The sequence below is a fragment of the Pedobacter sp. UYEF25 genome (genome assembly GCF_054061655.1).
In genome coordinates this window covers 53,418-73,999 of the sequence record NZ_JBSSEL010000009.1, presented here as the reverse complement: position 1 = coordinate 73,999, position 20,582 = coordinate 53,418, and the positions used below count along the sequence as shown (strand labels likewise).

The window sequence follows — 20,582 nt, the reverse complement described above, 5'->3', positions numbered from 1 at the left end:
AGTGAAAGCGAAGGGCGACACAAGTTTAAAAAAATGGATTTAAGTAATTTGAGGCCGGCAAAAGGCTCAACAAAAAAGGTTAAAAGAATCGGACGTGGTACAGGTTCTGGACGTGGTGGTACATCTACCCGCGGTCATAAGGGAGCTAAGTCTCGTTCTGGTTATAAATCAAAAGTTGGTTTTGAAGGTGGTCAAATGCCTTTACAACGCCGAGTGCCTAAAGTTGGTTTTAAGCCAATCAATCGCACCGAATATGTGGGTGTGAATTTAGATGTACTACAAGGTTTAGTGGAGAGATTCGAGTTAAAATCTGTAGATTTGGCCGTATTGAAAGAACACGGATTGGTTTCTAAAAACGACTTAGTAAAGATTTTAGGTCGCGGCGAGCTGAAAGCCAAAATAGAGATTACTGCGCATGCATTTTCTACAACCGCTCAAAAAGCAATTGAAGCTGCTGGTGGTTCAATCGTAAAACTGTAAACTAGTACATGAAAAAGCTAATTACGACTATAAGTAATATTTGGAAAATTGAAGAACTAAAAGAGCGTATTTTATTTACGCTCTTAATTCTTTTAATTTACCGGTTTGTTTCTCACGTGGTTATGCCGGGTGTAAATCCGAGCGCTTTGGGAGACACAACCAAGTCTGGTATTTTAGGCTTGTTGGATATGTTTGCCGGTGGGTCGTTCTCACGTGTGTCTATTTTAGCATTGGGAGTTATGCCGTACATATCGGCATCCATCGTCGTTCAGTTACTCGGAGTAGCTGTACCTTCTTTCCAGAAAATGCAAAAGGAAGGCGCAAGTGGACAGAAAAAAATGGATCAGATTACAAGATATCTAACCGTTTTAATTACCATTGTACAGTCTATTGGTTACGTTAAAACTCAAGTTCCTACGGCAGCTATATTAATGCCTATTACCCTTTTCTACATTCTTTCTGTTATTGTATTAACTGCAGGTACTTTATTTGTCATGTGGCTTGGTGAAAAGATTACAGATAAAGGGATAGGCAATGGCGTTTCGCTAATTATAATGATTGGTATAATTGCTCGGTTGCCTGTTGCACTAAGTCAAGAATTTTCTGATAAAGTTGGAGCGTCAAGTACCGGCGGTGGTCCTGTTGCTTTGGTTATAGAGGTTGTTGCATTATTTGCTGTGGTGATGTTTACCATATTAATTGTGCAGGGCGTTAGAAAAGTTCCTGTTCAATATGCTAAGAAAATAGTTGGAAACAGGCAGTTTGGCGGCGTTCGCCAGTACATTCCGTTAAAGGTTAATGCTGCAGGTGTAATGCCCATCATTTTCGCACAGGCGTTAATGTTTATTCCAGGCGCGCTTACTTCGTTTGTACCTTCTTTACAAGGTTCTTGGTTAATTCAATTTAGCAACCCTGTTTCGTTGGCATATAGCCTTACATTTGCAATTCTGATTATTTTATTTACATTTTTCTACACCGCTATCACCGTTAATCCGGTGCAGATGAGTGATGACATGAAAAAGAATGGGGGCTTTATTCCGGGCGTTAAGCCAGGGTTAGCGACCTCAACTTTTATTGATGATGTGATTTCTAAAATTACCTTTCCAGGTGCAATCTTCTTGGCTATTATAGCTATTCTGCCATCTATTGCTGTAAAATTTGGAATCAAGCAGGAATTTGCTCAGTTTTTTGGAGGGACATCTTTATTGATTTTGGTTGGTGTTGTGTTAGATACACTTCAACAAATAGAAAGCTACTTGTTAATGCGTCATTACGATGGTTTGATGAAAACAGGTAGAATAAGTGGAAGAGCAGGAGTTCCGGCAGCGAGCAGCAACGCCGTTTTGTAGGAAATTCACATGTCTAAAATTTATTATAAATCTTTAGAAGAGATAGAGCTTATCAGGGAAAGCAATCTATTGGTGTCAAGAACTTTGGCAGAGGTGGCAAAGGTAATTGGACCAGGCGTTACAACAATAATGCTCGATAAGCTCGCTTTTGAGTTTATTAGCGATCACGGCGCAATACCGGCTTTTCTAAATTACAATGGCTTTCCAAACTCATTGTGCATTTCTCCTAATGATCAAGTGGTTCATGGTTTTCCAAGCGACTACGTTATTAATGAAGGCGATTTGATTTCCGTAGACTGCGGGGTAATCAAAAACAAATATTTTGGCGATTCTGCCTATACGTTTTCAATCGGTGAGATTTCTGAAGAGAAGAAGAAACTTGTAACTGTTACCCAAGAGTGTTTACGTCTCGGTTTAGAAAAAGCAGTCGTAGGGATGAGGATTGGAGATATTGGGTTTGCCGTCCAGCAACATGCGGAAAGTAATGGGTTTGGCGTAGTTAGAGAATTGGTTGGGCATGGCGTTGGTGTGCAGTTGCACGAAAAGCCTGAGGTACCAAACTATGGGAAACGCGGAAATGGGCCAAAGCTTGAAGAGGGGATGGTTATTGCCATAGAACCTATGATCAACGCGGGTGTAGCGGGAGTTAATTTTCATTCTGATGGTTGGACAGTAACAAGTAAAGACAACAAACCTTCTGCCCATTTTGAGCATTCTGTGGCGATAAAGAAGGGGAAACCAGACATTTTGTCTACGTTTGATTACATAGAAGAAGTTTTAAGAAAAAAAGAATAAAATGTGAATTATTTTATTTAATTTTGCGTCCCTGTTTAGAGGCAGGTAAATAAGTAACAATCAGTATAATATGGCTAAACAAGCCTCAATTGAACAAGACGGAGTAATAAGGGAAGCGTTATCTAATGCTATGTTTAGGGTAGAATTAGAAAACGGGCATGAAATTATTGCGCACATATCTGGTAAAATGCGCATGCACTACATAAAAATTTTACCTGGAGATAAAGTTAAATTAGAGATGTCGCCATACGACTTAACGAAAGGCCGCATAACTTATAGATACAAATAGAAATGAAAGTTAGATCATCAATTAAGAAGCGTAGCGTAGATTGCAAGATTATTCGCCGTAAAGGAAAGCTTTACGTGATTAACAAGAAAAATCCGAAGTTTAAGCAGCGTCAGGGATAGTTAGAACAGTATAACGAGAACCGTACAACGGTGGCCCGCCGTTCGATCGTTTATTAAAAACCAATTTACAAACATGGCAAGAATATCAGGTATTGATTTACCAAGAAACAAAAGAGGAGAAATTGGTCTAACCTATATTTATGGGATAGGCAAAACGACTGCACAGCGCATACTTACTCAAGCAGGCATCGACTTTAATAAAAAAGTTGAAACTTGGTCTGATGAAGAGTTGACTGCAATCCGTACCATCATTAACGATGAGATTAAGGTTGAGGGCGCTTTACGCTCTGAAGTTCAATTGAATATTAAGAGATTAATGGACATTGGGTGTTATCGTGGTCTACGTCATAGAAAAGGGTTGCCTTCTCGTGGTCAGCGTACTAAAAATAATTCCCGTACGAGAAAAGGAAAGAGAAAAACAGTTGCAAACAAAAAGAAAGCTACTAAATAAAGAAAGGATTTGAGCTGTTAGATTTGAGATATAAGACAATTGTATTATCTGGTCAACTTCTCGGTTTAACGTTATAAATAGTTAAGATAGTGGTGTGAGAGAGAATTAAGTTTCCATACTCATAGCTCCTGTCTCATATCTAAAATTAAAAATGGCTAAAAGTAAAAAAGTAACAAAAAAACGTATCGTTGTCGTAGAATCGGTGGGCGAAGCCCATATCAATGCTACTTTTAACAACATCATCGTTACCTTAACAAACACAAATGGACAAACCATTTCGTGGTCGTCTGCGGGCAAAATGGGTTTTAGAGGTTCAAAAAAGAACACTCCATATGCAGCAGGACAAGCAGCTTCAGATTGTGGGAAAGTAGCCTTCGATCTTGGGTTACGTAAGGTTGATGTATTTGTAAAAGGTCCAGGTTCTGGTCGTGAGTCTGCTATTAGGACTTTGCAAGTAGCAGGTATCGAGGTAAATTCTATCAAAGACATTACCCCACTTCCTCACAATGGATGTCGTCCTCCTAAGAAGAGAAGAGTTTAATTAATTTTAAAGATAAGAATCTCCATCTTAAGGTTGGTTGATACTTTAAAAACACAAAAAAAATGGCAAGATATACAGGCCCAAAAAGTAAGATAGCCCGTAAGTTCAGAGAACCAATTTTCGGTCCTGATAAGGTTTTAGATAGAAAAAATTATCCTCCGGGCCAACATGGTTCGTCGAAAAGAAGAGGAAAACAATCAGAATATGCGATCCAGTTAATGGAAAAGCAAAAAGTTAAATATACTTATGGTGTATTAGAAAAGCAATTTAGTAACCTTTTCAAAAAAGCTTCTTCTCGCGCTGGAATTACTGGTGATAATTTATTGCAATTGTTGGAGGCACGTTTAGATAATGCTGTTTATCGTTTAGGTTTTGCGGTTACTCGTTCTGGCGCTCGCCAGTTGGTAAGCCATAAGCATATCACAGTGAATGCAGAAGTTGTAAATATCCCTTCTTATCAGTTAAGAGCTGGAGATGTAATTGCCGTTAGAGAGAAGTCTAAATCTTTAGAATCTATTTCTAATTCAGTTGCTGGCCGTAAGATTAACAAGTTTGGTTGGTTGGATTTTGATGCAGATCAATTGAGTGGAAAGTTTTTGACTTATCCTCAACGTGACGAAATTCCGGAGAATATCAAAGAAAACTTAATTGTGGAGCTTTACTCTAAATAATTTGTAAAAATGTTAAAGGCTATATCTTGTCTTTAACTTTTTATATTACCATAAATATTTAATAACGAATTTAAATAAACATAAATGGCAATTTTAGCATTTCAGAAACCAGACAAGGTGATTATGCAGAAATCAAACGATTTCGCAGGCGTATTTGAATTTCGTCCGTTAGAGCCCGGTTTCGGAGTAACAATTGGTAACGCGCTAAGAAGAATTTTGCTTTCTTCCTTAGAGGGTTATGCTATTACCAACATTCGTTTTTCAGGCGTTTCCCACGAGTTTTCTACCATGAAAGGAGTAGTAGAAGATTTAACAGACATCATCTTAAACTTAAAACAAGTTCGTTTCAAGAAAACAGGAGATTCTGGCGATGCGGAAAAGGTTTTTATTATAGTTAACAATCAGGATCAGTTTAAAGCTGGTGACATTACTAAATTTTCCAATAATTTCACTGTTCTAAATCCAGATCACGTTATATGTAATATGGATAAATCGGTAACTTTAGAAGTAGAGCTTACTGTGAATAAAGGACGTGGTTACGTAGCTGCAGAGGAGAATAAATTAGCTGATTCCGTTGTTGGTGTTATAGCGATAGATTCTATCTATACGCCGATGAAGAACGTTAAGTATACCATCGAAAACTTTCGTGTTGAGCAGAAAACAGATTACGAAAAGTTAATTTTAGATATTTCTACAGATGGTTCTATTCATCCTGAAGAAGCACTGAAAGAAGCCGCAAAAATTCTTATTCAGCATTTTATGTTGTTTTCTGATGAGAATCTTGTACTCGAATCTCAAGCCAAAGAAGAAACTAAGGAGGTTGATGAGGAAATTTTACATATGCGTAAAATTCTTAAAACAGAATTGGTAGACATGGATCTTTCCGTTCGCGCATTAAACTGCTTAAAAGCAGCAGACATTCGCACTTTAGCAGATTTAGTAAGCTATGATGTTGCAGATATGTTAAAGTTTAGAAACTTCGGTAAAAAGTCTTTAACTGAAATTCAAGAACTTGTTAAGTCAAAAGGATTGTCTTTCGGTATGAACTTATCTAAATTTAAGTTAGACGAAGAATAAAATGTTGTAGGTAATAGGGTTACGTACTTCGTATAACTCATTACTTATTATTTAAAAATAATTTCACAGTGTATAATTCCCTCGCTTAAAAGAGACGGTATACACTTAATAAAAAAACCATGAGACACGGTAAAAAAGTAAATCACTTAGGCAGAACCGATAGCCACAGAAAAGCAATGTTAGCCAATATGGCTGTGTCGCTTATCATGCACAAAAGAATTTCTACAACTTTAGCTAAGGCTAAAGCTTTACGTATGTATGTAGAACCTATTATTACGAAGTCAAAGAATGATACCACACACTCTCGTCGGACCGTGTTTTCTTATCTTCAAGATAAAGAGGCGATAACGATTCTTTTTAGGGAAATTTCTGAAAAGGTTGCAAATCGTCCTGGCGGCTATACTCGTATCATTAAATTAAACAATCGTTCTGGTGATAATGCAGAAATGGCATTAATTGAGCTTGTTGATTACAATGAGATCTATGGAAAAGGAAATGCAGACGAGGCCAAGAAAACTACCCGTAGAGGAAGAACCAAGGCGACTGCCAAAACTGTTTCTCCTGATGCACAAGGTGTAGTAGACGTTCCATTAACACCAGTAGAAGAAGTAATTTCAACCGAGGAAGTTAAACAAGAAGCACCTGCAAACGATGTTTCACCTGAGGCTGATGCAGCTGTAGCTAAAGAAGATCCAAAAGGAGAGTAAGGTTTATAGCTAAATAATTTTAAGAGTCCTGTTCGAAAGAGCAGGACTTTTTTGTGAAATAAATGCTTGTTCGATTTTAACAAACCTTTGATCCATATTGTCTTTCGGTTGGTTGTTTTACGCTGGATCCTTAACTTAGCGTCAAATACTTGCCGAATGAAATTTATTTTTACTTTAATAATTTTTGCCATTTGCACATTAGGAGCTAATGCGCAAGTGTTAAAATATACTAGTGCTAACAACTCGTGGAATGCTGATTCACTTGGCAACCACCGAGCTGTTGTTTCTTTTGATGGATCTGGCCCTACAGCCCATGTTAGTATAAATTGGCGAAGACGAGACAGAAATCCAGAGCTTAAGCGCATAATTGTTCAAAAAGCGAGTGGCGAGTTGGTTTCAGAAGTCGGTTATGATAAATTAAGCAGAGAAAGTGGCGATGTCTATTTTAGTGCAAGTTCGGGAACATATTTCATCTACTACATGCCTTTTAAAAACGAAGGGCGCAGTAACTATCCCAAGGGGGTTTATTTAAAGCCAAATCTTATGGATGAATCTTGGTTTTCAAAGGCCAAACACACATCCATCAATGCTCATGTGGTGGAGATTCAATCCATTGATTCGTTTAATTCTTTTTATCCGATGGAAGTTATCGCTACCGCAAAGGAAACCCAGATTCTAAAGGCAAAATACTCGGATAATTCTTTTTTGGTTTTTCCTGAAGATCGAATGCACCCTGTAAAAATGGAAGATGATCTTCCATACAGGTGGGTTAAAATGACCAATCTAGACCGATTTAATGGAAGCGCAAGCAGAGGCGAGAATTATGCTTTTCAACTTGGAGTATATGCGATGACAGACTTACAGGACGTAAAGATTACATTTGGCGATTTCAAAACATCAAATGGCAAAGTGATAGCGGGTAAATACATTAATTGTTTAAATACCAATGGAGTTACCTTTGATGATAAGCCGTTAACCAAAAAGGTAAATGTTGCGAAAGAGAAAATCCAGTCCATGTGGATAACGGTAGACATTCCAAAATCGACAGAGGCTGGAATTTATACTGGAAAGTTTAAGGTAAGTGCAAACGGAAGATCAAAAACTGTTGATGTAAAGCTGACAATTCACAATGAAATTCTAGCTGATGGTGGAGTGGCGGAGCCAAATAAACAAACTCGGCTTACTTGGTTAAATTCTACCATGGCACAAAAAAACACGGTGATAGCTCCATACAAAGCGTTAACGGTAAGCGGAAATACCATATCACTACTCGGAAGAAAGCTTGAATTGAATACCGATGGTTTTCCAAAACAGATCCAAACCTTCTATAATTCTGAAATGACTGCCTACTCGGATCAACCTAATAATATATTGGCCGAAGCCATGCATTTTCATTTCTTCAATACACCGAAAGTTCAAGAGAAATTTACAACAAGTAAGTTTGAGATCGCCAGCAGAAGCGCTGGTACTGTGACATGGACCGCTAAAAATATTTCTAAAAACTTAGAGATGGATTTAACCGGCAGTTTAGAATTTGACGGTTATGTTCATTATGTCGTTAAAATTACTGCTTTAAATAGTGTGAGTTTTAGCAACGTGGATTTTCACATTCCATTCAGCAAAAAATCTGCAAAATATTTAATGGGATTGGGTGAGAAAGGTGGCTTGAGGCCAGATACACTTAAATGGAAATGGGATGTTTCAAGTAAAAATCAAGATGCAGTTTGGGTTGGAAATGTAAATTCTGGTTTATACTATAACCTTAGAGACGAAAATTACTTGAGGCCATTAAATACTAATTTCTATTTACAAAAGCCCTTGCTATTGCCAAAGTCTTGGGGCAATGGAAATGGAGGTGGTATTCAGATTAACGAGAATGGATCATCCATTTTGGCCGATAATTTTACCGGCGCAAGGAATTTGAAGAAAGGGGAGGTGCTTTATTTTAATTTTAACTTGCTGATTACCCCCTTCCATTTGTTGGATACAGATTTCCAATGGGAAAATCGATTCTACCATAAATATGGAAGTTTAGATTCTATCAAAGCATCTGGAGCAACCGTGGTAAATATTCATCATGCCACACCAATAAATCCTTGGATCAATTATCCATTTATCGCGTGGCGAGATATGAAATCTTACATCGATGAAGCACATCAAAAAGGACTAAAAGTTAAAATTTACAATACGATAAGAGAACTTTCAGACCATGCTTATGAGTTGCCTGCGATGAGAAGTTTAGGAACGGAAATTTATTCGCCGGGAAACGGCGGTGGTTTCAGCTGGTTACAAGAACATTTAGATTCAAATTACATTGCCGCGTGGTTTGTGCCAGAAATTAAAGACGCCGCGATTATAAACAGCGGTATGAACCGTTGGCACAATTATTATGTAGAAGGTATGAATTGGCTTACCAATAATGTTGGCATAGATGGCGTTTATTTGGATGATGTAGCTTTTGACCGCATTACTATGAAACGCATCAAACGCGTGTTAACTCGCAATAATCATCCCGGGATAATAGATCTTCATTCTGCGAACCAGTACAATAAAAATGATGGATTTAACAATAGTGCCATTTTATATATGGAACATTTCCCCTATTTAAATCGGCTGTGGTTTGGTGAATATTTCGACTATGAAAATAACAGTCCAGATTTTTTTTTAACAGAAGTGAGCGGTATTCCTTTTGGCCTGATGGGTGAAATGCTGCAAAATGACGGAAACCCTTGGAGAGGAATGATTTACGGCATGACGAGCCGTTTAGGCTGGTCTGATAAAAGTGATCCAAAGCCTTTGTGGAAAGCTTGGGATGATTTCGGTCTCGAAAAGTCTAAAATGATCGGTTACTGGAGCGAGAATTGCCCAGTTAAGACCAATAACTCAAATGTTTTGGCTACTGTCTATCAACAAAAAGGGAAAACAATGATTGCCTTAGCCAGTTGGTCGCCTACAAAAGTTGCTATAGATTTGATTATAGATTGGCATAAGTTGGGTATTGATGCGGCTGAAGCAAGCTTTACGGCACCAAAAATCGACAAATTTCAAGAGGAAGGCAGTTATCCAGCAGGAAAGCGCATTACAATAGAGCCAGGGAAAGGCTTAATCTTAATTGTTAAATAGCGCGTACTAGCAAGAATTGATCAACCGAAAAACAAATGTTGCTCGAAGGAATATCAAACAAAAAATCGCGCATGAAGCGCGATTTTTTAATTTTAAATTTTTAAGTTTTCCACTCCGTATTGTTTTAGAACATCTACGGGTACCCCGGTCCATTGATTTGGGGCGTTTCCAACGTAACCAATGTCCTTTACGCCGATCTCTGTAGTGTAGAAACCTGAAGCTGTTAAATTACGCATTCGGCTAAAAAATGCAACGCCAGCATGCATCTCTGGCTTCGCTGTACTCGGATAGGCAATGTCATCTAAAATGGCTTTTTGATTCGCGGTGCCCGCATCTACAAATGCCTTCTGAAATCGATTGTAACTTTGAAGATCAATCCATTTTAATCCACCACGCATAGGCGTTTGATGCTCGGGCATATCTTTTACAATAAACTCGATAAAGTCAGGTACTTTTGCATCAGATGCACTTCCAGAGACAGCATCTTTCGGGATTATTAAATCTGCTAAAATAGTGATGGTAGCCATTTCTTCTTTGGTGAAAAACTTTTCATCGTTTAGCGCTTTATCGCGTTCCACCTCCCAAGCTTCTTTACCCGCTGTTGGTTCTTCATTTGCCTTAAGTGGGATTTCTTTTGCTGTTTCCGGCTGTTTACACGCTTCCAATAAAACGGTTGTGCTTATTGCGCCTATTCCTAAAGCCTTTAAAGATTCACGTCTGTTCATTGTTTTAGATTAAATGTTTTGTTTTTTCTTCTGTGCCAAAATATATTCTGCAGTCCGCATAGACATTGCCAAAATGGTCCATGTTGCATTTTTATCACCCTGTTGAACGAAAGGAGCTGCGTCTACCACAAATAGGTTTCTACAATCATGCGCTTGACAATATTTGTTCAACGCAGATTTGGTCTTGTCATCACCCATTCTAACAGTTCCTACCTCATGTATAATTCTGCCAGGAGTCTCTAACCCGTAATTGTTATCTGCTCCGTGTATGGTAGAAGTAACGATACCGCCCATGGCTTTTATAATGCCCTGAAAAGTCTCTTGCATGTGCTTGGCCTGATTGATTTCTTCTTTGGCCCATTTATAGTGAAATCTTAAAACTGGTATTCCATATTTATCTACTACTGAAGGGTCTATTTCGCAATAGTTGTCTGCCCTCGCAATGGCTGTACCTCGACCAGCCATGCCAACGCCTGTGCCATAAAATCTTCGATAATCATCTTTTAATGACGCTCCGTAGCCGCCTGCAGGCTTTTGTTTTCCATCTCTTCCTGGCGTTAATCCATTAAGCGTTGCCACATCGCCACCAAAGCCATAACCAGGCATGTGCATTCCACCACCGTACTCTATATGATAGCCTCTCGGGAAATCTAATTTTTTATTATCCAACCACCATGGCGAGTAAATGTGCACACTTCCTACACCATCTTCATTGTACCTTTTCCGATCCATTAGTTGGGGTAAAAATCCCGAAACACTTGCTCCAGTAGAATCATGTAAATATTTTCCTACTACATTGCTGTTATTTGCCAGTCCATTTGGATGGTAAGAAGACCTAGAATTTAAAAGTATTCGAGCAGATTCACACGAACTCGCTCCGAGAATAACCACCTTTGCATTTACTTGGTATTCTTGTAAATCTTTTCTATTAACGTAAGAAACGCCTGTTGCTACTCCATCCTTATCCGTTATAACTTCACGAACCATTGCATCTGTAATAACTGTTAAATTCCCAGTTTTAACTGCAGGAATAACCAGGCAAGACGAAGCAGAAAAATCGCCATACACTTTGCAACTCCTGTTGCATTGTCCGCAGTAAAAACAAGGCGCACGGTCACTATTTCCTTTTAGGGCTTCTGTCATCACAGCACCTCTACCTGTTATTACCCTTACGCCAACTTTTTCGGCGCCTTTTTTAATGAGAAGTTCATTTAATCTAGGTTTTGGTGGCTTCATAAAAATACCATCTGGTTCACTTGAAATGCCCTCTACAGTGCCATAAATACCAATTAAACGATCAACTTTATCGTAAAAAGGTTTAATGTCATCATAGGTTATTGGCCATTCGTCTGTCAAACCATCCGTTGGTTTAAAGTCTTCAGGACCCATGCGTAAACTAATTCTGCCCCAATGATTTGTTCTTCCGCCCAACATTCTAGATCTAAACCAATCAAAAGAAGTGTTGTCTTTTGTCGTATAAGGTTCGCCATCTAAACTCCAGCCTCCATAAGAAGCGTCAAAATCACCAAAATAACGATTTGTGCCAGCACCACGTCTGGGAGATTCCCAAGGCCATTTTAACTGTTGGGAGTCAGTTCTTGGATCAAAATATTGCCCCGCCTCTAACATCAATACTTTTTGTCCGGCGTTTGCGAGTACATACGCCGCCATGCCTCCACCCGCACCAGATCCCACTACAATGGCATCGTAAATGGTGGGCGACTTTTTTATCTGAAAATTACTCATAAATGGTTATCTCTAAAAGATTCTGTAATGTAAGGTAAATTTGTCTGAAATAAACCGCTTGAAACTAATTTTTTACAAAGCTCCTAATAGCGGAGATGTTACATGTTCAAGATTGTAAAACTACTTCTGTTTTTAGAAATTCAATTAGGTCGCCCTAAGTAAGATCCTTAAATATTAATGTTAACCATTCTAAAAATGGGATCTCTTTTTTTTTAAAATCAAAACTGAAATACCCTTGCCTGTGTTTGCTAGAAAACGATGAGCTATGAATGATTTAGAAAAACAAAATAAAAACCTGCAGGATGATAAACTGGAAAACGCTGCTGAGCGCTCTAATATGCCCGATCATTTAGTGCCAGCAAATCACAGCGACGAGCACAATGAGCAAAATGTGGTTAAACCAGAGGATAAAGATCTTGGCAGAAGTTTTGGAAAGGGAGATTTTGGCTCTGAAGAAGCCAGAAGCGACCATGACAAAGGAAATAAGGGAAGTGCGGGGAATATGCCATACAGTAAAGAGGAGTAATCTTTAATGTATTCTATTCATGCGCTTTTTAAAGCCAATTGTTTTTGCACCAAATTTCGGTCCATAGTGCTTTTAACGCTCAAATTTTCCATTTTCTTACAATTGAAATAAGCTTTTTGCAATAATGGATGATGCCGCTTCGCCAAAATCTAAACCCGAATAATCTGGATTAAAGCCAGAAATGTAAGGAACTGCCATCACGTAAATCCTTGGGTTTAGCGCACCGAATTCGTCTAAAACCTGAAAATTATCGTTGATTGCAATTCCGGGTACCTTTAGATAATGGCCGTTAGCAGATTTTTCAATACCGTTAATTTTGTCACTACCAAACATAGTTGACGTAATGGACTGTTTAAATTTTAGTTTAGCAGGTGATATGGTGTTGTCAAAAAGTAGACTTTTGAAGGGAAAGTCCTGATAATTTAAGTGAGGCTGACCGACGCAATTTATAAAGGTTTTAAAGTGTTTGGCAACTACTACGCCGTTTTCATTTTTATAATGATAAACTGCTCCGCCAAGAGGGTCTGGTTTTTCTATTCCGTTTTCATCAACAGCAACCATTTCTAGTACCCCTGCTTTATACAAGGCTAGAAGTTCTTCTACAGAACTTTGGGGCACAAAGGCGATGACAATAGAGATGAGCGGCATCAGTGTTTTCTGCAAACGCAGCATGTCTTCTGCCGAAAAATGTTTTGCCGGATAATTCATCGCAAAGCTAAGTACTGCGAGCAGCTCTTTCCAATATACAGATTCTCTACGTTTTATAGATTTATCTGCCTCGGCATATTCCGCTTCAAAAAGCATAAACGGATCTAACCGTTCCCTTAATTCCATTGCCTTATCAACAAACGCTTCTATAGACAAATTCTTGATTTTATTGTAAAAATCCGGATCTTTTTCTTTAAAAAGTTCCTTAAAGTTTTTATCAAAGACGAAATCTAGCAGTAAAAATCCATCATTTTCACGCATGTTTTGTGCCACTTCCTCACGGCTTAATATAGTATCTTTTAATAAATGAGAATCAGCTAAATGAAATCTAACTGCAGGCAGCATCCCGTGGCGAGAATGCATAATCATTTTAAATTCTGCACAACCTTCATTTAATTGATATTTTGGAATTTTATGTTTACCCTTCGAGAATTCACCATGGTGTCTTGCCAAAGTTCGGATCGCGTCGATTGCGGTCAAGGACGATCCTTTTATAGCGATGGGATGATTAAACAGCTGTTTTAGTTTTTCTGGTGGATATGGAGAATCAAAATAACCGTCAATTGTCCCTTCAGCTGTTTTGGGCCAAGTATGTCCTGTGCAAATAATTACATGGTCGTAATCTCCCATAGCTTTTCCCTTAACAAAAACGGTCACTTTTTTGCGTTCCGGAAAATCCTTCACATCGGTCACCTCCGAATCGAAGAAAATATTTGTTTTTACTCCAACTTCTCGAGCTTTCTTAATCAGCAAGTTAAATTGGGTTTCTAAGTAATCTCCAAACAGTAACCTAGGAAGCACCTGATAGCCGCTAAAATTCGCTAGATCTATGTTAAAGCGATCTAATACCGCCTTCGGGATTGTTTTCATCCAGTCGGTTAAATTATTAACCAACTCAGGTATCTCATTGCCAGATACATTGGTTATGTGCTCATCTAAAGCGCCTTCATTACTATAGGGCATGCCTGCGCCAAGCCGATTGCTTTTCTCAAAAACATCAACCCGAAAATCTAGCTTTTCTGCCAATACAAAACGCTGAAACATAAACAGTGCACTCGGGCCGCCACCTATTAGCGCAATTTTCTGAAACATTTGAAAAAAAGATTTATGTCAAATTGTGCCCTTTTTGCCCTATGCAATGAGCAGATTAATTTTCCTTAACTCCTTTTTCTACAGATGGTTTTTCGTTGCTAGAAGATGCGTATAAAAAACGTTTATTTTAGGTAGTTTACCTATAATGTTTAGATTGGATATACGGTAAAAATACACTTCCAATATAAAAGTAATTCCTTGTTAATCTCAAAAGTTGATGAATCGAACTACTTGATCCGTTACAAAATGAATGGTATCCTCTTTATACAATTTACCTTCTGCATTTAACTCAGAAACTATATTTGGAATGTGCAAACGTGTGGGCAGCACATGTAAATTAATGTAGTGGCAAACACCTGTAAAGTGATCTACACCTCTAATGTTTCCATATTTTCCAGATGACAAACCAGTTAAGGCGGCTTTTTTGTTCGAGAAACTTTCCGGGAAATCACAAGCATCAATCAATACTTTTAATACGCCAGGAAAGCTGCCGTTGTACTCTGGCATGATAAAAAGGAATTTATCAGAGGCAGAAATAAGTTTTTGAATTTCTGTAAAGGCCGGAGATCTTTTTCCATACATGTCTGTATTAAGCACATCTGGAGGAAGGTTTTCCAAGCTTAAAATTGTTGAACTCACGCCTCTATCTTCGAACGCCTGTTGATAATTTTTTGCAAGTTTTAGAGTTTTACTATTAGGTCTATTTGTCGCCGATAAGATGGTAAGCATGGTTAATTGTTAGTAATATGTGTAAAACGCGAAGGTTGTTGCAGCTAAAATTACCATATAGTTTGTATCTTAGCTGTTTGATAAATAGCCTGCACAGCGAACAAAAATAGTTTTTTTCGAGAAAAGAAAAGCCACATCAAAGTAAGGCGATTAGACGATACGTAGTTTTTTGAATAGATAAATGAGCAAAATCATTGCATTAGCAAATCAAAAAGGAGGGGTGGGAAAAACTACGTCTTCTATAAACTTGGCCGCAAGTTTGGCCGTGTTAGAATTTAAAACATTACTGGTAGATGCGGATCCTCAGGCAAATTCTACTTCTGGCATTGGATTCGATCCGCGTACTATCAAAGAAAGTATTTACGAATGCATCATCAATGATGTCGACCCTTTGCTGGCCATTCAAAAAACGGAAACTCCGAATTTAGATCTTTTACCTGCTCATATTGATCTTGTGGGCGCGGAAATTGAGATGATCAATCTACACAATAGGGAGTACAAGATGAAAGCTGTACTCGAAAAGATTAGAGATCAATACGATTTTATCATCATTGATTGTTCTCCTTCTTTAGGATTGATTACCATAAACGCACTGACTGCTGCAGATTCTGTTATTATTCCAGTACAATGCGAGTACTTTGCATTGGAGGGTTTGGGCAAATTGCTTAACACCATAAAAATTGTCCAAAATCGTTTAAACCCCGATCTAGAAATCGAGGGAATTTTACTTACCATGTACGATGTGCGTTTGCGTTTATCCAATCAAGTAGTAGAGGAGGTTCGCACCCATTTTAGTGAATTGGTTTTTGATACGATTATCCAGCGCAATACGCGGTTAAGCGAAGCCCCAAGTTTTGGTATTTCGGTTATAATGCACGATGCAAACTGTAAAGGTGCCATCAATTACTTAAATCTAGCACGCGAAATAGTTAAGAAAAACGGGTTGTTAAAAGAGGTAGAAAGTATAGATACGGAAACAATATAATTTTATAGATGACATCTTTTCAGCGAAAAACAGGTTTAGGAAGAGGATTAAGTGCGCTTTTGGATGACCATGATGTTAGCCAGCCCTCAAGAGATAATTTTAATGCAACTAGTGAGGGCGCTCAAGTGGGCAACATCAGCCATGTGAACATGGCAGAAATAGAAACAAATCCTTATCAACCCCGTACCGAATTTGATGCGGAGGCACTCGGTGAGTTGACAGAATCTATAAAGGTACAGGGACTAATCCAGCCAATAACTGTACGCAAACTAGGCGCCAATAAGTATCAAATTATTTCGGGAGAACGCAGGTTCAGGGCGTCGAAATTGGCAGGTATCTCTAAAATTCCTGCTTACATTCGAGGTGCAAATGACCAACAAATGCTAGAAATGGCATTAATTGAGAACATTCAACGAGAAAATTTAAATGCCATAGAAGTTGCACTGAGCTTTCAGCGGATGATTGATGAAATCGGCTTAAAACAAGAGGAATTAAGTGGTCGTGTAGGTAAAAGCAGAAGTACAGTTACAAATTACCTCAGGTTGTTGAAGCTTCCTCCTGCAATTCAAGCCTCCATTAGAGATCAAAAAATATCTATGGGCCACGCAAGGGCACTCATAAATGTTGATGGGATAGATAAGCAGCTGTTCCTCCACCAAGAGATTTTGGAGAAAGGATTGTCGGTTCGTAAAGTAGAGGAATTGGTTCGTAATCTTCTACGTCAACCTGCGGAGCAGCCTAAAAAAGAGGTTACAGATAAGTTGATCTCTTTTCAACACCGTAAATTGCAAGACGAATTGGCGTCGAAGTTTGCAACCCGTGTAAAATTAAAGGTTGGCGAAAATGGAAAAGGAGCGATAGAAATTCCATTTTTAAATGATGATGATTTAAACAGAATTCTGGAATTATTGGATTGGTAATGCATACGTTAAAGCATTTTTTACTTATTTTTTTCTGCAGTATCCTACTTTCTACTCTTGCGAAAGCGCAGGTAAAAGATACCGTGTTGAAACCTTTGGATTCGGTAAAATCGGTTAAAAAACCTCAACTTATTGAGAAAATTGGATCGAAAAGTGAAACCGATACCGTAAAACCGAAATACGTCAATCCCGGGAAAGTTGCCGGTCGGCAGGCAATTATCCGTTCGTTAATTGTACCTGGATGGGGTCAGCTTTACAACATTCAATTGCTCAAGGATGGCTACGGAGAGCGGGCCGGTAAAAGTCATGTCCTTCAAAAAGCTTACACTATTGGTAAAATAGGCGCAATTTATGGTGGCTTCACTGCTTTGACCATCGCTTACATCGACGCCAGAAAGAATTACAAAATCTTTTTAAAAGAGCTGCAGTATAGGTTCGATAACGATGCACCGTTCGATCCAAACGGCCCATTCGGCGACCGCTATTCCACCGCAGGAATTACAAACGGAAAAAATACGTACAAAAGAAATAGTCAAATTGTGATCTTCTCTTATGGCTTGCTTTATTTAGCCAATGTGTTGGATGCATATATCGCTGCCCGGCTTCATTTTTTTAACGTGGATGATAATCTGGCATTCAACTTGTCGCCATCACTACAAAATACCACACTATATGGAGGTAACTATGTACCCTCGCTTAAAGTAGTGTTAACCTTCTGATTATTAATAACATGAAAATTGCACTTCTAGGTTTTGGCAAAATGGGACAGCTAATCGAGCAAATAGCGCAACAGCGAGGGCATGAAATTGTGCTTAGAATTTCTATCGATAACCCTTTCGATTTGACCAATGAAAATTTACAAAAGGCAGACGTCGCCATTGATTTTAGTACGCCCGATGCAGTTTTGAAAAATATTTATGCCTGTTTTGATGCGAACTTACCATTAGTTGTAGGCACAACGGGTTGGTATGGAAAGCTTCAAGAAGTAAAAAATGATTGCGATAAAAGCAATAGTACCATGCTTTATGGTTCTAACTTCAGTATTGGCGTTAATTTGTTTTTTAAATTAAATAAATTTTTAGCTAAGTTGATGAATGAGTATCCAGCTTATGATGTGCAATTGGAAGAAACACATCACACCCAAAAGCTAGATGCACCAAGTGGTACAGCAATTACCTTGGCAGAAGGGATAATAGAAAATGTGGATCGTAAAAATGAATGGGTAAACCAGCTAACTGATGTGCCTGCCGTGGTTTCTCCAAAAATAAATCAATTGCTCATTGAGTCTAATCGAGTGAATAACATTCCGGGTACACACGCAATTGTCTACAGCAGTGAGGTAGATGATATAGCCATTACGCATACGGCGCATAGTCGGAGTGGTTTTGCACTTGGTGCAGTAATATCCGCCGAATGGTTGCAAAATAGAAATGGTTTCTTTAACGTTGCAGATATTTTTGAATAGTGCAACACGCGCAACTAATAAGCAGGAATGAATTTAGAAAATAGGACCTGAGTCCTCACTGGTTCTTTTACCCGTGCCATAAACGATGAGACATTACCCAAACGTAGGTTTCTAGAAATTCAAATTGGTTTTATCTGCAACCGAGTCAAACAAATGAAAAATTATACTTTTGCTTCCATAAATTGTAACATTGACCAAATCTGGTGCTCAAAGTCAGGTGTTGGCGTGTTGCCATTATAAATTTTGATGAGTTAGTTTTAATACCCTTAATATGAGCTACAAATTTTGGCAGAAAAATAAAACTGCCTCCGAAAAGAAAAAATCTAAAACGCGCGAGTGGGTAGATGCCATTGTATTTGCAGTGATCGCTGCCACCATTATTAGAGTTTTTTTTATCGAAGCATACACCATTCCTTCAGGATCAATGGAGCGCACGCTAATGATTGGAGATTTCTTATTTGTAAGCAAGGTTAATTATGGCGCAAGGATACCGATGACGCCGATTGCATTTCCATTCGCACACCACACCATGCCCTTAACTACTTCTACTAAGGCTTATTGGGATGGATTTGAATTGAAATACCACCGTTTGCCTGGCATCTCTGAAGTAAAAAGGAACGACGTAGTTGTTTTCAATTTTCCGGAGGGTGATACTGTAGCAGTAGAAAATCAAGCAGATAGTTATTATAATATGGTGCGCAATATGGGTCGAGGAGTTGTTCGCAGCACTTATACCATTATAGATAGACCGGTAGATAAACGGGAGAATTACATAAAACGTTGTATAGGGGTTTCTGGCGATGTGGTAAGTATGAATGGCGGTATAGTTAGTATTAATGGGAAGCCAGAGCCTTTAAAGGCTACTGGAATGATGCCCTATCAGATCGATTTTAAAACAACTGATGTTAATTTTTCTGTTTTAGAAGATCTTGGGCTGAGGACTGGGGAAATGCAGCAGATTGGAAATCAAAGTTATATCGCCAATGCCTCGCCAAATATCGTAGAAGCGCTTAGATCGTTGAATTTCGTGAGCGCTGTAAAACTCAGTCCAACAGTATTAACGCAACGAGAAACTGGTTTATTTCCACATGATCCAAATAGGGTTTGGAATGTAGATAATTTTGGACCGATAAAAATTCCTGCAAAAGGGTGGACAGTCAACATCGACAGCAACACAATGCCTTTATATTATCGAGCCATCAGAACATATGAGGGAAATAAGGTAGAACAAAAAGGAAAGCAATGGTACATCAACGATAAACCAGCAACCTCCTATACTTTTAAAATGAATTATTATTGGATGATGGGAGACAATAGGCATAACTCCGCGGATAGTCGATATTGGGGTTTTGTTCCTGAAGATCATATTGTTGGCAAAGCGCTTTTTATCTGGATGAGTTGGGACGGCGATGCGCCGTTACTCCATAAAATTAGATGGAGCAGGCTATTTAGCGGCATTCACTAAAAGCATTTAACTAATCAAGTTTATTAAACTCCTGAAATTTTTTTCAGGAGTTTTTTTATTAAAACAAACTTTTTAAAAAAATATAAAAAGATTCTTTAGGAATGTGAAATTTAGTTTAAGTTTGTTTAACTATTCAAATGTCAGCAGTCATACAAAACGGATTAAATCTTAGGGCAGAGGCCTTTAAGTATTTATTTTATAGGAATGCGCTTTCGCTTACCTGGCTAACTAAACTTAGCTTGCGGAGTTTGGTATCGGTTGCAATTGTAGAGGTTGCGAAGACAAGCTTGCCTATTTTGTTAGAAGACGAGACCGACCGGTATAAAGATTATTTTCTAATTGTGGTAGCTCAACAAGATTCCTCAGCCACATCAATCTTTTCAGAAATCTTCAATCATTTAAAAAAAATCACAGCCATACTGATAACCATGATTTACCCTAAATGCATCGTGTTCCTGCGCAGAGGAGCGAGCGGGTGAAATGTTGTTTTCCACGCATTCAAAACGTCATAACTGAATTTTTCATGGCAACGAGGTGCAGAACGGACAAAAAACCTGCTTACAACGCAGCGCTTAAGACTCGACTTCGATCACCACAGCAAGTCTAGTTATAGAGCACA

22 protein-coding genes are annotated in these 20,582 nt (G+C 38.5%); 18 read left to right on the top strand and 4 right to left on the bottom strand.

Features of this window, described 5'->3' with window-relative positions; translation table 11 throughout:
- Positions 1-33 precede the first annotated feature (33 nt).
- The 11 genes from rplO (at position 34) to ACVWYG_RS10150 (ending at position 9,602) form a co-directional block, all read left to right on the top strand.
- A complete protein-coding gene (gene rplO / locus ACVWYG_RS10200; RefSeq protein ID WP_457270121.1) occupies positions 34-480 on the top strand; it encodes a 50S ribosomal protein L15 in 447 nt (148 codons plus the stop codon).
- A gap of 8 nt (positions 481-488) precedes the next feature.
- Positions 489-1,829 (top strand): preprotein translocase subunit SecY, encoded by a 1,341-nt coding sequence (gene secY, locus ACVWYG_RS10195; protein ID WP_457270120.1) that lies wholly within the window; start codon positions 489-491, stop codon positions 1,827-1,829.
- A gap of 9 nt (positions 1,830-1,838) precedes the next feature.
- On the top strand, positions 1,839-2,624 hold the full coding sequence (gene map, locus ACVWYG_RS10190) for a type I methionyl aminopeptidase (RefSeq protein ID WP_457270119.1): 786 nt from the start codon (positions 1,839-1,841) through the stop codon (positions 2,622-2,624).
- Between the two features lie 70 nt (positions 2,625-2,694).
- The gene (gene infA / locus ACVWYG_RS10185; protein ID WP_010599888.1) at positions 2,695-2,913 is read left to right on the top strand and encodes a translation initiation factor IF-1; all 219 of its coding nucleotides are present in this window, start codon (positions 2,695-2,697) and stop codon (positions 2,911-2,913) included.
- Positions 2,914-2,915: 2 nt separating this feature from the next.
- Positions 2,916-3,032 (top strand): 50S ribosomal protein L36, encoded by a 117-nt coding sequence (gene rpmJ, locus ACVWYG_RS10180; protein ID WP_354356153.1) that lies wholly within the window; start codon positions 2,916-2,918, stop codon positions 3,030-3,032.
- Between the two features lie 73 nt (positions 3,033-3,105).
- On the top strand, positions 3,106-3,483 hold the full coding sequence (gene rpsM, locus ACVWYG_RS10175) for a 30S ribosomal protein S13 (RefSeq protein WP_457270118.1): 378 nt from the start codon (positions 3,106-3,108) through the stop codon (positions 3,481-3,483).
- A gap of 151 nt (positions 3,484-3,634) precedes the next feature.
- Positions 3,635-4,024 (top strand): 30S ribosomal protein S11, encoded by a 390-nt coding sequence (gene rpsK, locus ACVWYG_RS10170; RefSeq protein WP_457270117.1) that lies wholly within the window; start codon positions 3,635-3,637, stop codon positions 4,022-4,024.
- Positions 4,025-4,086: 62 nt separating this feature from the next.
- Positions 4,087-4,695: a 30S ribosomal protein S4 gene (rpsD, locus tag ACVWYG_RS10165; protein ID WP_457270116.1), complete on the top strand. Its 609-nt coding sequence runs from the start codon at positions 4,087-4,089 to the stop codon at positions 4,693-4,695.
- Between the two features lie 84 nt (positions 4,696-4,779).
- Positions 4,780-5,772 carry a DNA-directed RNA polymerase subunit alpha gene (locus ACVWYG_RS10160; RefSeq protein ID WP_457270115.1) on the top strand — a complete coding sequence of 331 codons (993 nt, stop codon included), beginning with the start codon at positions 4,780-4,782 and terminating at the stop codon, positions 5,770-5,772.
- 119 nt (positions 5,773-5,891) lie between these two features.
- Positions 5,892-6,479 carry a 50S ribosomal protein L17 gene (gene rplQ / locus ACVWYG_RS10155; protein ID WP_457270114.1) on the top strand — a complete coding sequence of 196 codons (588 nt, stop codon included), beginning with the start codon at positions 5,892-5,894 and terminating at the stop codon, positions 6,477-6,479.
- Positions 6,480-6,635: 156 nt separating this feature from the next.
- A complete protein-coding gene (locus tag ACVWYG_RS10150) occupies positions 6,636-9,602 on the top strand; it encodes a glycoside hydrolase domain-containing protein (RefSeq protein ID WP_457270113.1) in 2,967 nt (988 codons plus the stop codon).
- 92 nt (positions 9,603-9,694) lie between these two features.
- Here ACVWYG_RS10150 and ACVWYG_RS10145 read toward each other — a convergent pair whose 3' ends face one another.
- Positions 9,695-10,327, bottom strand: coding sequence for a gluconate 2-dehydrogenase subunit 3 family protein (locus ACVWYG_RS10145; RefSeq protein ID WP_457270112.1), 633 nt, complete (start codon positions 10,325-10,327; stop codon positions 9,695-9,697).
- 9 nt (positions 10,328-10,336) lie between these two features.
- Complete coding sequence (locus tag ACVWYG_RS10140) at positions 10,337-12,073, bottom strand: GMC oxidoreductase (protein WP_457270111.1); 1,737 nt, start codon at positions 12,071-12,073, stop codon at positions 10,337-10,339.
- Positions 12,074-12,338: 265 nt separating this feature from the next.
- Here ACVWYG_RS10140 and ACVWYG_RS10135 point away from each other — a divergent pair, with 265 nt between their 5' ends.
- Positions 12,339-12,599: a hypothetical protein gene (locus ACVWYG_RS10135; protein ID WP_457270110.1), complete on the top strand. Its 261-nt coding sequence runs from the start codon at positions 12,339-12,341 to the stop codon at positions 12,597-12,599.
- A 96-nt stretch (positions 12,600-12,695) separates the two neighbouring features.
- Here ACVWYG_RS10135 and ACVWYG_RS10130 read toward each other — a convergent pair whose 3' ends face one another.
- Both ACVWYG_RS10130 and ACVWYG_RS10125 read right to left on the bottom strand, forming a co-directional pair.
- Entirely contained in the window at positions 12,696-14,399 is a 1,704-nt protein-coding gene (locus tag ACVWYG_RS10130; RefSeq protein WP_457270109.1) for an FAD/NAD(P)-binding protein, read from the bottom strand.
- Between the two features lie 207 nt (positions 14,400-14,606).
- The gene (locus tag ACVWYG_RS10125) at positions 14,607-15,128 is read right to left on the bottom strand and encodes an NADPH-dependent FMN reductase (RefSeq protein ID WP_457270108.1); all 522 of its coding nucleotides are present in this window, start codon (positions 15,126-15,128) and stop codon (positions 14,607-14,609) included.
- A gap of 181 nt (positions 15,129-15,309) precedes the next feature.
- Here ACVWYG_RS10125 and ACVWYG_RS10120 point away from each other — a divergent pair, with 181 nt between their 5' ends.
- From ACVWYG_RS10120 to ACVWYG_RS10095, 6 genes are all read left to right on the top strand, one after another.
- A complete protein-coding gene (locus ACVWYG_RS10120) occupies positions 15,310-16,113 on the top strand; it encodes a ParA family protein (RefSeq protein WP_457270107.1) in 804 nt (267 codons plus the stop codon).
- An 8-nt stretch (positions 16,114-16,121) separates the two neighbouring features.
- On the top strand, positions 16,122-17,033 hold the full coding sequence (locus ACVWYG_RS10115) for a ParB/RepB/Spo0J family partition protein (protein ID WP_457270106.1): 912 nt from the start codon (positions 16,122-16,124) through the stop codon (positions 17,031-17,033).
- Positions 17,033-17,752, top strand: coding sequence for a DUF5683 domain-containing protein (locus ACVWYG_RS10110; RefSeq protein ID WP_457270105.1), 720 nt, complete (start codon positions 17,033-17,035; stop codon positions 17,750-17,752). Before ACVWYG_RS10115 ends, ACVWYG_RS10110 begins: the two co-directional genes overlap by 1 nt.
- A gap of 11 nt (positions 17,753-17,763) precedes the next feature.
- Positions 17,764-18,498: a 4-hydroxy-tetrahydrodipicolinate reductase gene (dapB, locus tag ACVWYG_RS10105; RefSeq protein WP_457270104.1), complete on the top strand. Its 735-nt coding sequence runs from the start codon at positions 17,764-17,766 to the stop codon at positions 18,496-18,498.
- A 271-nt stretch (positions 18,499-18,769) separates the two neighbouring features.
- Positions 18,770-19,963, top strand: coding sequence for a signal peptidase I (gene lepB, locus ACVWYG_RS10100; RefSeq protein ID WP_457270103.1), 1,194 nt, complete (start codon positions 18,770-18,772; stop codon positions 19,961-19,963).
- 137 nt (positions 19,964-20,100) lie between these two features.
- Entirely contained in the window at positions 20,101-20,442 is a 342-nt protein-coding gene (locus ACVWYG_RS10095; protein ID WP_457270102.1) for a hypothetical protein, read from the top strand.
- Positions 20,443-20,582: the final 140 nt, after the last annotated feature.

Excerpts from the sequence above, each read along its gene's own strand:
- rplO (WP_457270121.1), top strand. The coding sequence starts at position 34 with ATGGATTTAAGTAATTTGAGGCCGGCAAAAGGCTCAACAAAAAAGGTT.
- secY (WP_457270120.1), top strand. The coding sequence starts at position 489 with ATGAAAAAGCTAATTACGACTATAAGTAATATTTGGAAAATTGAAGAA.
- map (WP_457270119.1), top strand. The coding sequence starts at position 1,839 with ATGTCTAAAATTTATTATAAATCTTTAGAAGAGATAGAGCTTATCAGG.
- infA (WP_010599888.1), top strand. The coding sequence starts at position 2,695 with ATGGCTAAACAAGCCTCAATTGAACAAGACGGAGTAATAAGGGAAGCG.
- rpmJ (WP_354356153.1), top strand. The coding sequence starts at position 2,916 with ATGAAAGTTAGATCATCAATTAAGAAGCGTAGCGTAGATTGCAAGATT.
- rpsM (WP_457270118.1), top strand. The coding sequence starts at position 3,106 with ATGGCAAGAATATCAGGTATTGATTTACCAAGAAACAAAAGAGGAGAA.
- rpsK (WP_457270117.1), top strand. The coding sequence starts at position 3,635 with ATGGCTAAAAGTAAAAAAGTAACAAAAAAACGTATCGTTGTCGTAGAA.
- rpsD (WP_457270116.1), top strand. The coding sequence starts at position 4,087 with ATGGCAAGATATACAGGCCCAAAAAGTAAGATAGCCCGTAAGTTCAGA.
- ACVWYG_RS10160 (WP_457270115.1), top strand. The coding sequence starts at position 4,780 with ATGGCAATTTTAGCATTTCAGAAACCAGACAAGGTGATTATGCAGAAA.
- rplQ (WP_457270114.1), top strand. The coding sequence starts at position 5,892 with ATGAGACACGGTAAAAAAGTAAATCACTTAGGCAGAACCGATAGCCAC.
- ACVWYG_RS10150 (WP_457270113.1), top strand. The coding sequence starts at position 6,636 with ATGAAATTTATTTTTACTTTAATAATTTTTGCCATTTGCACATTAGGA.
- ACVWYG_RS10145 (WP_457270112.1), bottom strand. The coding sequence starts at position 10,327 with ATGAACAGACGTGAATCTTTAAAGGCTTTAGGAATAGGCGCAATAAGC.
- ACVWYG_RS10140 (WP_457270111.1), bottom strand. The coding sequence starts at position 12,073 with ATGAGTAATTTTCAGATAAAAAAGTCGCCCACCATTTACGATGCCATT.
- ACVWYG_RS10135 (WP_457270110.1), top strand. The coding sequence starts at position 12,339 with ATGAATGATTTAGAAAAACAAAATAAAAACCTGCAGGATGATAAACTG.
- ACVWYG_RS10130 (WP_457270109.1), bottom strand. The coding sequence starts at position 14,399 with ATGTTTCAGAAAATTGCGCTAATAGGTGGCGGCCCGAGTGCACTGTTT.
- ACVWYG_RS10125 (WP_457270108.1), bottom strand. The coding sequence starts at position 15,128 with ATGCTTACCATCTTATCGGCGACAAATAGACCTAATAGTAAAACTCTA.
- ACVWYG_RS10120 (WP_457270107.1), top strand. The coding sequence starts at position 15,310 with ATGAGCAAAATCATTGCATTAGCAAATCAAAAAGGAGGGGTGGGAAAA.
- ACVWYG_RS10115 (WP_457270106.1), top strand. The coding sequence starts at position 16,122 with ATGACATCTTTTCAGCGAAAAACAGGTTTAGGAAGAGGATTAAGTGCG.
- ACVWYG_RS10110 (WP_457270105.1), top strand. The coding sequence starts at position 17,033 with ATGCATACGTTAAAGCATTTTTTACTTATTTTTTTCTGCAGTATCCTA.
- dapB (WP_457270104.1), top strand. The coding sequence starts at position 17,764 with ATGAAAATTGCACTTCTAGGTTTTGGCAAAATGGGACAGCTAATCGAG.
- lepB (WP_457270103.1), top strand. The coding sequence starts at position 18,770 with ATGAGCTACAAATTTTGGCAGAAAAATAAAACTGCCTCCGAAAAGAAA.
- ACVWYG_RS10095 (WP_457270102.1), top strand. The coding sequence starts at position 20,101 with ATGTCAGCAGTCATACAAAACGGATTAAATCTTAGGGCAGAGGCCTTT.